The organism is Bacillus haikouensis, assembly GCF_013179555.1.
Lineage (GTDB): Bacteria > Bacillota > Bacilli > Bacillales > Bacillaceae_B > Rossellomorea > Rossellomorea haikouensis_A.
The window spans coordinates 1-10,319 of sequence record NZ_JABMCR010000155.1 but is presented as its reverse complement, the minus strand read 5'-3'; the positions used below and the strand labels follow the sequence as shown (position 1 = coordinate 10,319).

The window sequence follows — 10,319 nt, the reverse complement described above, 5'->3', positions numbered from 1 at the left end:
CTTCCAATCTCGCAGAAGATTTACTCACAAGTTTTCAAGAACAATATACCCTTGCTGCCAAAATTGGTGCATCCAATGATTCTATTCTGAGTGCTGACACTATGGATACCGCGATAAAAGGAAAGGTCTCAAATATAGAAGATCGTGAGCCTCTCACTTCAATCACCTATTATGCAGTAGGCATGAGCGTCATGTTCGTTTTATACATTGCATCCAATATGGGGTCATTCGCTTATCAGGAAAAAGAAGACCATGTGTTTGACCGTATGATACTGGCGAATGTTTCAATCTGGAAATACTTTGCCAGTATTCTGCTGACCACTATTATTCTCGCTGCCCTTCAACTGGGTATCCTTTTTGGGATCTGCGCTATTTTTTACGGTGTGACGTGGCCGGATTTAGGTTCGTTTTTACTCGTGACCATTGCACTCAGTCTGGCTGTAGGCAGTATAGGTGCATTGCTCACGTCGTTGAATTATCGTGCAAACTCTGAGGAATTTTCCAACTTTTTCTCCACGGTGATTGTAACGATATTTGCCTTTGTAGGAGGAAGCTTTGGCGAAATGTTCTCATCTGACATTATGCGGAATATAGGCAATCTTACCCCGAACGGTGCGGGAATGACAGCTTATTTCAAACTATTTCAGGGCTATCCTTTATCAAGTATACAGACTGAAATTCTCATGTTGTTATTGTTCAGTATCATTATTCTCATTCTGGCTGTCTTACTATTTCCAAAGGAAGGGGGTACAGCGAAATGAAGGGAATCCTCTTTGCGAAAATGAAAATGTTCCTTCGTAATCCCTGGCTGTTTGTCATCATGACCGCTGTCTGTGTCATGTTCGCTTACTTTACAAGCCAGGGCGGAGAAAATAAGATCTCCATCCCTTATAGTGTGGTTGCAGATTCTGATCAGACGGATCTGATAGTAGAAGAGTTAACACAAGCCGAGGCCTTCCAGTTTCATGAAGTCACACAGGATAAATTGAAAGAGTTGGTGAGTGAAGGAAAGAGAGAAGGCGGACTGATCATAAAAGAAAGAGAGTTTACTATCATTATTTCTTCACGCACCGGTTCAACCTCATTACTGCAGCAAGTGGCGGGCAGAGCATATGGGGAGGTTGGCCAAAAAGAATCGTTGAAAGCATCAGCAGAATCCAAAGGCATACAAGCACAAGAAGTAGACTCATGGTATTCCGAGGCAGAATCATCGCCCGTATTTTCAATAAAGCAATCATCATTCAAAGGCAGTGATACGTTTGTGTATGATCCTAAACTGCAATCACTCTTTGGCTTTTCGCTGTTCTTCGTCATCTATACGATTGCTTATAATGTGGCATCCATTCTCTATGAAAAGAGGGAAGGCGTATGGGACCGGATGATTCTTTCACCGATACGCAAATGGGAAATGTATGCCGGAAACCTGATATACAGCTTTATACTCGGTTATATTCAGCTGGCATTGATTTTTTTCGTCTTCCGCTATATAACGGAAGTGAAATTCTACGGTGGATTTTATATCGTTTTACTTCTGCTGATTCCTTATGTATTTGCCATAGTGGCCCTTTCAATGCTGATCACTGGACTTGTTAAAAAAGTACAGCATTTCAATGCAGTCATCCCGATCGTTGCGGTGAGCATGGCAATGATCGGAGGTGCTTACTGGCCGCTTGAAATCGTTGAGTCGGAGGTGCTTTTGGCATTGTCTAAAGTAGTGCCGCTCACTTATGGAATGGAAGCATTAAAGGGAGCGACCATCAATGGGTGGGGAATGGAGCAATTGATGCTGCCTGTTTCAATCCTAGTACTAATGGGAGTTCTCATGATGGGAATCGGAATTAATTTCATGGAAAAACGGCATATTTAGTTGGCTTTTCATTTTGAAGAGCGAAAAAAGAACAGGCACCTGCTGAGGGAGCCTGTTCTTTACCTTTATTAATGGCATTCACTCATTAGCCGCTTTCTTCCGCATTTCTTCTCGTTTCGGCCAGCTTTCCACTCCTTTTAAGCCAGGAATATCGTCTGCGTAGAATACAGGGTCCAATCCTTGCCTGCGCTGTTCCATATAGTTGTCAAGCGCCTTAAAAGCAATAGGGGCAAGAATCCCGATGGCAATCAAGTTTGTAATGGCCATGAGAGCCATTGAGAAATCTGCCAGACTCCATACGATATCCAGGCTTGCCACAGAACCGAATACGACCATTCCTAATGCAATGAAGCGGTAAACAAGCAGACCAGTTTTACTCTTACTGATAAATGGAAGGTTGGCCTCACCGTAGTAATAGCTTCCAATGATTGAACTGAAAGCGAATGTAAAGATCGCGATGGCAAGGAAGATACCTGCCCATGATTGGAAATGTTCTGACATTGCAGCTTGAGAAAGTTCAATACCCGTGACTCCCGAAGAGTAAGCATCGGAGGTCAGGATGATAAATGCCGTTGCAGAACATACAAGCAGGGTATCGAAGAATACACCCAGTGCTTGAATGAAACCTTGTTTTACCGGGTGGGACACAGAGGCTGTCGCTGCGGCATTAGGCGCACTACCCATACCGGCCTCATTTGAGAACAGACCGCGTTTCACGCCGTTCATGATGGCAGCGCCGATACCTCCCCCGACTACCTGTTCAAACCCGAACGCACTTTTGAAAATGAGCGCGAACACTTGCGGCATTTCAGTAATATTCGTGATGACCACAAATAGTGCCAGAATGATATAGAAACCTGCCATTACCGGCACAATTGCGGATGAGAAGTTGGCAATACGCTTAACCCCGCCAAAAATCACCAGTGCGGTTAATCCGGCCAGTACAATTCCAATTAATAGTGTGTTAATACCGAAAGAATTATTGAATGCAACAGAAATGGTATTACTTTGGACAGCATTGAATGTTGTACCGAAAGATAGCAGGATCGTGACTGCAAAAATCGAACTCATCCAGCGTTTCCCTAATTGTTTCTCCATGTAGTAGCCGGGACCGCCTTTGAAACCAACCTTATCTTTCACTTTATAAATTTGGGCAAGCGTACTTTCCACAAAGGCACTGGCTCCTCCAAGTACCGCTACAATCCACATCCAAAAGACAGCTCCAGGGCCTCCAAGTGCTAAGGCAATGGCTACTCCAGCTAAATTACCTGTACCAATTCGAGTCCCTGCTCCAATAAAGAATGCTTGAAGAGATGAAATCTGCTTCTCACCTTCTGCCTTCTGAACATCTTTATCGCCTAGTAATCGGAACATTTCCCCAATATGACGGATTTGGACGAATTTCGAACCGATCGTAAAGTATATCCCTAAAATTATCAGTAAACCGATTAAGATATAACCCCATAAATATGAATTTGCTTCGCTGACTAAGTTGTTTAAAATCTCCATAATAACCCCCTCGAAAATTTGAATCGGTTACGGTTGTTATTATCTGAAAATTAGGAACAGAAGTCAAGTAATTATCTGAATATTAAATTTTTACCAGTCGACTATTTAGGGTTTCGAAATATGTTGTCATAGTAAATAAGGGTTTATAAAGATTTCAATCAGGTAAGGAAGGGGGGACGAATTGATAGGAAACTATTCTGGAATAGTTAAAAAAAGAATAAAAAGTAATGATTTTTTAAAATAAAAATGCCACAGATATTTTCTATGGCATCGGAAAGGCTTTTTCATATTTTGATGAAGAAAGTGTAATTAATAATCTGCCGAGGGATTAGTAGTAGTTCCAGTAGCTTAAAACAAATAATAGTACTCCTGTAATCATGGAAATGCCAAATAGCATAAATAAGAAATCAAGTATTCCGTCTACAAAAACCTTCCTGCGGCTTTCCCACTTATAATTCCTTACTTCTTTTCGATAATAAGCTGAACGACTCATCCCTGTACCTCCAATCTTCACATTCATAACCATTCCATAAATAAAGATATTCTCGGAAAAACAAGAAAATCCTGCATATATGTGAAAAAATTGTCGTATCGTGGGAACGTAAAACAAGAGGCCGAATGCATTCGGCCTCTTGGATCGTGCATCGAACCATCTATCTCGTTTCGTTTTCTGAGATCTGACTAAGAGCGCCGCCAGCGCTTTGATCAGATTTCTGTTGTACTGCTAGATCTCCCAGTGCAAGCATTCCGACAAGGTTACCGTTTTCCACTACCGGAAGGCGGCGTACCTGATGCTGTGACATTAATGACGCAGCTTCTTCAGCGGAAGCATCCGGTGAAATCGTCACAACGTTTTGGGTCATAACCTGAGACGCAGTATCCTGAGTACCATTCGTCAGTCCGCGAGTGGCAATGTCACGATCTGTTACCATACCGACCACTTGTCCGTTATCCACTACAGGTACAGAACCAACATTCTTCGATTGCATTTTAGAGGCAACATTTTGTAAAGAATCCTGATTAGATGCAGCTTCAACATTTGTCGACATAATATCGCGTACTTTCATTTAAATTCCCCCTCAATTGTTGTGGCAGTACAATCTTTATTATTTGAAGATTTGTCTGCAATATTCTTAAGATTGGAAGGAAGTTAATTGAAAAAGATGGGTATATGAATAGTTGAAAATAAATTCACTGAAAGATGAATTCGAAGCGGTTTAGGTTGAAGAAGTATAAGGAATCCCTGAATATCCGGGATTCCTATTTAGAAATAAACATCTGCGTCCAATAGGTGCCGTATGAACCGCCCTTCGCGTATCCCGCTCCGATATAGGTGTAGGTGTCATTGAGTATGTTTTTACGATGACCGGGACTGTTCATCCATTCTTTTACAACTTGTTCCGGGCTTGTTTGTCCTACTGCAATATTTTCACCTGCGGAACTGTACTGTACATTAAACCTCTTCATCATATCGAAAGGTGAGCCGTATTGAGGGCTTTTGTGGGCGAAATAACCTGTATCTCTCATATCCCGGGATTTATAGCGTGCCACCCTGGACAGCTGCCAGTCTAATTGAAGAGGAGCAAGTCCGGCTTTCTGTCTTTCCTGGTTTGTAAGATCGATCACTTGCCTTTCGAAGGACTTTACAGATTCCATGGTCGGAATACGGATTTCCTGGCTCGGATAAATTAAGTCCGGATTTTGTATATGCGGGTTTGCTTCAATGATTTCGGATAATCCGATTCGAAACTTTTTGGAAATTCCCCAAAGAGTATCCCCTTTCTTAACGTAATAAGTTTGTGCTGCTTGAGCAGTATTGATTCCATTTAGACCAAGGGCAAGGGACATTATAACCAAGAGTATCGCTAATTTTTTTTTCATACGTTTAAATTGTGTAATTCAAAGTCAAATATTCTTCTAAAAAAACAAAAAATAGGATTATTGTTTCATTTATGGGGAATAGGAAAACCATCTACAATAAAGTGAAACCTTTTTTTATTTCATACGTACAAATAGGTAACGAATTTAATCGAAGAGGTGAATAACGTGGTAAAGGAGAACGATCGCTTTAAAAAGGTGATAACCAGTTTATCGAAAGTCGGCGTCAATATCTCTAAAACAAAGTCCAGACGGGAGATACTTCATTCACTAAAGCAATATCAGCCATTACCTAAGACGTTAACACAGGATTCATAAGCGGTAAGTAAGGCATATTTCTCTTTTTTTCACGATATAATAATACATAGTGAAAAGGAGGGAATTGGATGGAGAGAGTGTTGTTTGATGTCCAAACACTAAAGGAAATCAGAAAGAGGGCAGATGAAATTTCATACCGCTGCATGAGTGGGACTCAGCCAGCTGATCCTCACAATGTCAACTTGGCATTGGATCAGGTTTCCCGGGCATTATCCATGTTTGCAGAAATGGAAATCCACCGCATGCAAAACACGCATATCGCGTGTGATGGACAAAGCTATATTAATGGCCGTCTGCGGTTAGCGTACCGATCAATCCTTCAAAGCCCTCAAAAAGACTCGAACACAGCTTAATAAAGAGGTTGACCCAAGAATAACGAAAGTCTAAAGGTTTGAATCATCAGACGATTGGCTCATTAAGGACTGATCCTTTAAGGGTGATCAATTCATCTTTTTGGGTCAGCCTCTTTTTTTATCGTAAGGATATTAATGTAAAGTTAGGTGACGTTATGACTATTATCTATCCAAAGATATTATTGGTTTGTAATGGAAAAGCAGGTCAGGGAGAATTGGAAACTCAATTGATGGAAGTAACCCCGCCCCTTTTGGATATTTGTGATACACTGACTGTGCATAAAACGAAAGAGAAAGGCGATGCAGAAAAGATCTGCAGGGACATCGGACATGAAAAAGACCTGGTCATCATCATGGGCGGGGACGGGACCGTTCATGAAGCGGTTAATGGCTTAGCCCGCCTTTCATCGAAACCCAGTGTCGCAGTCCTTCCCGGGGGAACCTGTAACGACTTTGCTCGTTCCCTGAATATTCCGATGAATTTGAGACAAGCCGTCGCAGCCATCACAGACTCAACCCGGGAAAAGGATATAGATATCGTCAAAGCAGGCGACCGTTATTTCAGTAATTTCTGGGGAACTGGTCTGGTTTCCAAAACAAGTGATAATATTGATGGGGGATCCAAGAATGTACTCGGCAAGCTCAGTTATTATATCAGTGCCTTTCAGTCCATTCAGGATCCACCTCTGTTGACGGCAGTCATTTCAGCTAATGGGAAGGTGTACAGAGAACAAGTCGTAATGCTGCTTGCGGCGAATGGACGTTCAATTGGCACAAACCCGCTGCCTGCCTGCATCGAACTTGATGATGGATTAATCGATATATATATGGTGAAAAAAACAGGATTTCCCTTATTGAAGGAATTCTTCATGATAAGAAGCACAGGAGAAGTCAACGACCCGTCAAATGATATCATCCATATACAGACTTCGGAGGCCATGATTCATATAGAGGAAAATGAGAAAGTGGATATGGACGGAGAACTTTACGAAGAACAGAATAATACGTTGGCAGTGTTGAAGCACCATCTGCGGTTTATTGTAGGTGAGAATGAATAAAAAAACAGAGAGTATTGGTATGGTCCTCCAATACTCTCTGTTTTTATAAGACGGGTGAACTAAATCTAGACCCTCGAGGTCATTAGTCAAACCCCCCAAAAAGGCAAAGAGCGCCTTTCCGGGGGTTTCGTCTTATGCATGTCGGGTCTGATCGACCCGCCTCCGCTTTTAGTTTACACTGTATGTTTTTTCTTTCTAATGACGAGGTAGATAATGTAAGCCAGTAGTAGGATTCCGCCCGCTGTGAGTGTCAGCATGGTGAAGTTTTCTTCGATAAACGGTTTTGCCTTTGCGCCAAGGGCTAATATGATCGCTCCTTCAAGAAAGAAGCGGATGCCTCGTCCGATAATCGACCAAATGACGAGTACTCGGATTTTAACTCCGGAAACACCGGCAAAGATGGTGAAAATCTTATATGGGACGGGTGTAAGTCCAGCAATAAGCAGGGCCATGGGACCGTATTTCATAAAATACTCTTCTACCTTCTGAATCCTTTCTTCAGAGAATAGGTATACCAGTATAGGACGTCCAAGTTTTTTACCGATCCACCAGCCGAATAACGCACCGATGACTGATGCAACTGTGGTATATAAAGCATATAGCAATGCATTTTCAGGATTGGCTATTGCAAGCGGGATTAATAGGACATCTGGTGGAATAGGAAAGAAAGATGAATCTGCAAAGGATACAAGAATCAGTCCCCAAACCCCATAATCGAGCAGCCAGGCTTCAAAAGAGTGAAGTAGTTCAGACATAAGAGTTCTCCTTTATTATCAAGCAATTATTGTCAAACGTCTTGTCGATTTTTCATAACTTAAGAAAGTATATCATTTTTTAAGGAGAGCGTCATGAATTATCTGGTTGCCATATAGCAACCGAGAAAATAAAGGAGGAGAAGGCTTGGAACGACTGGCTGCGGGAGTCATAGTTTTAATGTTTTTGCTGGTTCTGCCAATGACCGGTTTTGCCTGTAAATGTGTGGAGAAAAGTCCGGAACTGTTGTTTGAAGAGGCGGATGCAGTATTTAAAGGAAGTGTGGTTGATGCAAATGAATATTCGACAATGGCTGCCGTAAATGTAATGGAGATTTGGAAAGGGACAAACAAAGACGGTGTCTATGTTTACACCGATAGTTCATCCTGCAGCTATCGTTTTGAAGTGGATCGGGAGTACATTTTTTACGCTGGAAAAGAGAAGGGGAAGTTTGTGGTTACAACATGCACTGGTACTTTTGCGTTGGGTGAGAGAAGTGAAGAAAGGTCCCTGGGTAAAGGGATGCCCCCTTCTGAACACGTCACTCTCAAAATAACGGAAGAAGAAGTGACGGAAAAGAAATGGGGCGTGATTGGTTTCATTGTTTTGGGAGTAGGATGTCTATTTCTAATACTCTTAAGTGTTGAAAAAAGGATGAAAAAAAGATAAGTCATTTCTCGGGAAATAGTGACAGGATTTTTGACTTTTCTACATTTCGTCCGGTGATTCGATACCTAACAAGTTCAGTCCTTGTGACAATAGCGACGCTGCAGCGGAGACGAGGGCTAACCGGGAATCCTGCGCGGGATCAAGGTTAATGATCTTTGTATTTCCATAGTAGCTGTTAAACGATTTTGCGAGGTCCAGCAGATACTTTGCCAAGATGGAAGGTGCGTGGCTCTTCCATGCTCTTTCCACTGTCTCAGGAAATAGCCGAAGCTGTTTGATCACTTCCCAGCTGGCTGAATCTTCAAGCCCGTCAAATGCATAGGATGAGGGTGTGCCGGCTTTTCTCAGGATTGATTGGGCTCTCGCATGCGTGTATTGAAGATAGGGTCCCGTTTCCCCTTCGAAGGTAAGCATGTGTTCAAGGGAAAACTCTATATCGTTTAATCGGTCATTTTTCAAATCATGGAATATGACCGCTCCGACTCCCACATCCCGGGCAACAGCTTCCGCTTCTTTAAGGTTTGGGTTTTTCTTTTTGATATTTTCACTTGCCATCGCCACCGCTTCGGCAAGCACTTCTTCCAGTAAAATGACGCGCCCTTTACGTGTCGACATTTTCTTTCCATCCTTAAGGTAAAGGCCAAAAGGGATGTGCTTCATGCTTGTTGCCCATTCAAATCCCAACTTCTCGAGTACACCCTTAACTTGTTTGAAATGGACGGTCTGCTCCTGGCCGACAACGTATAGAGCTTCATCGAAAGAGTATACACGCTGACGATAAAGGGCGGCTGCCAAGTCTCTTGTTGCATAAAGGGTTGCACCATCTGTCTTTTTGATTAAACAAGGAGGGAGGGTTTCATCCTCCAGCCACACAACCTGGGCACCTTGTGAGATTTCAAGGAGCTCCTGCTTCTGAAGCAGTTCTACAATCTCTTCCATTTTGTCATTAAAGAAAGCCTCGCCGTTATAGGAATCGAAATTCACTCCGAGGAGGGTATAAATGGTTTTAAATGCTTCAAGTGATTCACTTTTAAACCATTTCCATAATCCGGTTATTTCTTCATCGCCATCTTCGAGAAGTTTGAATGCTTTACGGCCTTCTTCTTCAAGGGAGGGATCCTGAACAGCCTCTTCATGAAACCTTTTATAAAGGGTAAATAATTCGGCAATCGGGTTTTCTTTTACCTTCTCCTCATCCCCCCACTTTTTAAAGGCGACAATCAGTTTCCCGAACTGCGTCCCCCAATCCCCGATATAGTTTATTTTGACGGTTTCATACCCGCATTTTTCTGCTAAATTGGCAATTGCGTTTCCGATTACAGTGGAGCGGAGATGCCCCATGGAGAAAGGTTTAGCGATATTTGGAGAAGACATATCCAGCACAACCGTTTTACCCTTTCCAAATGAATGGGTCCCGTACTGATCTCCTTGTGCCAGTATGGAAGAGACAATCTCCTTGCCGGCAAGCTTGGAATCAAATCGTATATTGACATACGGACCCACTGCCTCCACATTTGTAAACAGGGGGGAGCACAGTGTACCGGCTAAGTCAGCTGCAATTTCGCCGGGTGCTTTTTTCCATTCCCCGGCCAGCTTGAAACAAGGGAAAGCAAGATCTCCTAAATGAGTGTGCTTAGGTGTTTCAATTAACGTATAAATATCTTCCTCCGTCCAGGATGAAAGGATCTGGGACTTTATTTCTTTTGCTAAAGCAGATTTTAAATCCATCGTTGCCACCTCCAAATAAAATAAAAAAACCCGTCTCTATTACATATAGAGACGAGTTTTGTTCTCGCGGTACCACTCTTTTTTCCCGAAGGCGCTCAAAGGTTAACGGTGCAAACCGGTCTTTCACTACTGGTTTCGGGAAAGACTTCTCAGAAGTGCGCTTCATTCCGGGTTTCACACCAGGCT

12 protein-coding genes are annotated in these 10,319 nt (G+C 42.5%); 6 read left to right on the top strand and 6 right to left on the bottom strand.

Annotated features, from left to right (window positions below; genetic code table 11):
- Positions 1–761: ABC transporter permease (locus HP456_RS14755; protein ID WP_172252406.1), on the top strand; the 761-nt coding region annotated here is incomplete at its 5' end.
- Positions 758–1,867, top strand: coding sequence for an ABC transporter permease (locus tag HP456_RS14750; RefSeq protein ID WP_172252404.1), 1,110 nt, complete (start codon positions 758–760; stop codon positions 1,865–1,867). The genes HP456_RS14755 and HP456_RS14750, both read left to right, overlap by 4 nt.
- Positions 1,868–1,945: 78 nt before the next feature.
- Here HP456_RS14750 and HP456_RS14745 read toward each other — a convergent pair whose 3' ends face one another.
- The 4 genes from HP456_RS14745 to HP456_RS14730 all read right to left on the bottom strand — a co-directional run bounded on the left by HP456_RS14745 (position 1,946) and on the right by HP456_RS14730 (position 5,257).
- Positions 1,946–3,376: an alanine/glycine:cation symporter family protein gene (locus HP456_RS14745; protein WP_172252402.1), complete on the bottom strand. Its 1,431-nt coding sequence runs from the start codon at positions 3,374–3,376 to the stop codon at positions 1,946–1,948.
- A 328-nt stretch (positions 3,377–3,704) separates the two neighbouring features.
- Positions 3,705–3,869, bottom strand: a complete 165-nt coding sequence (locus tag HP456_RS14740; protein ID WP_172252400.1) for a hypothetical protein — start codon at positions 3,867–3,869, stop codon at positions 3,705–3,707.
- A 160-nt stretch (positions 3,870–4,029) separates the two neighbouring features.
- On the bottom strand, positions 4,030–4,443 hold the full coding sequence (locus HP456_RS14735) for a CBS domain-containing protein (RefSeq protein WP_172252398.1): 414 nt from the start codon (positions 4,441–4,443) through the stop codon (positions 4,030–4,032).
- A 193-nt stretch (positions 4,444–4,636) separates the two neighbouring features.
- Positions 4,637–5,257, bottom strand: a complete 621-nt coding sequence (locus HP456_RS14730; protein WP_172252396.1) for a CAP domain-containing protein — start codon at positions 5,255–5,257, stop codon at positions 4,637–4,639.
- 156 nt (positions 5,258–5,413) lie between these two features.
- On the opposite strand from HP456_RS14730, the gene HP456_RS25375 reads away from it, so the two are divergent.
- The 3 genes from HP456_RS25375 (at position 5,414) to HP456_RS14720 (ending at position 6,983) form a co-directional block, all read left to right on the top strand.
- Positions 5,414–5,572 carry an Lmo0850 family protein gene (locus HP456_RS25375; protein WP_312857768.1) on the top strand — a complete coding sequence of 53 codons (159 nt, stop codon included), beginning with the start codon at positions 5,414–5,416 and terminating at the stop codon, positions 5,570–5,572.
- A gap of 68 nt (positions 5,573–5,640) precedes the next feature.
- Positions 5,641–5,925 (top strand): hypothetical protein, encoded by a 285-nt coding sequence (locus HP456_RS14725; RefSeq protein ID WP_246289079.1) that lies wholly within the window; start codon positions 5,641–5,643, stop codon positions 5,923–5,925.
- 155 nt (positions 5,926–6,080) lie between these two features.
- Positions 6,081–6,983, top strand: a complete 903-nt coding sequence (locus HP456_RS14720; RefSeq protein ID WP_172252394.1) for a diacylglycerol/lipid kinase family protein — start codon at positions 6,081–6,083, stop codon at positions 6,981–6,983.
- 173 nt (positions 6,984–7,156) lie between these two features.
- Here HP456_RS14720 and HP456_RS14715 read toward each other — a convergent pair whose 3' ends face one another.
- On the bottom strand, positions 7,157–7,738 hold the full coding sequence (locus HP456_RS14715; RefSeq protein ID WP_172252392.1) for a YqaA family protein: 582 nt from the start codon (positions 7,736–7,738) through the stop codon (positions 7,157–7,159).
- A gap of 145 nt (positions 7,739–7,883) precedes the next feature.
- Here HP456_RS14715 and HP456_RS14710 point away from each other — a divergent pair, with 145 nt between their 5' ends.
- Positions 7,884–8,405, top strand: a complete 522-nt coding sequence (locus HP456_RS14710; RefSeq protein WP_172252390.1) for a hypothetical protein — start codon at positions 7,884–7,886, stop codon at positions 8,403–8,405.
- A gap of 39 nt (positions 8,406–8,444) precedes the next feature.
- Here HP456_RS14710 and argS read toward each other — a convergent pair whose 3' ends face one another.
- Complete coding sequence (gene argS / locus HP456_RS14705; RefSeq protein ID WP_172252388.1) at positions 8,445–10,133, bottom strand: arginine--tRNA ligase; 1,689 nt, start codon at positions 10,131–10,133, stop codon at positions 8,445–8,447.
- Positions 10,134–10,319: the final 186 nt, after the last annotated feature.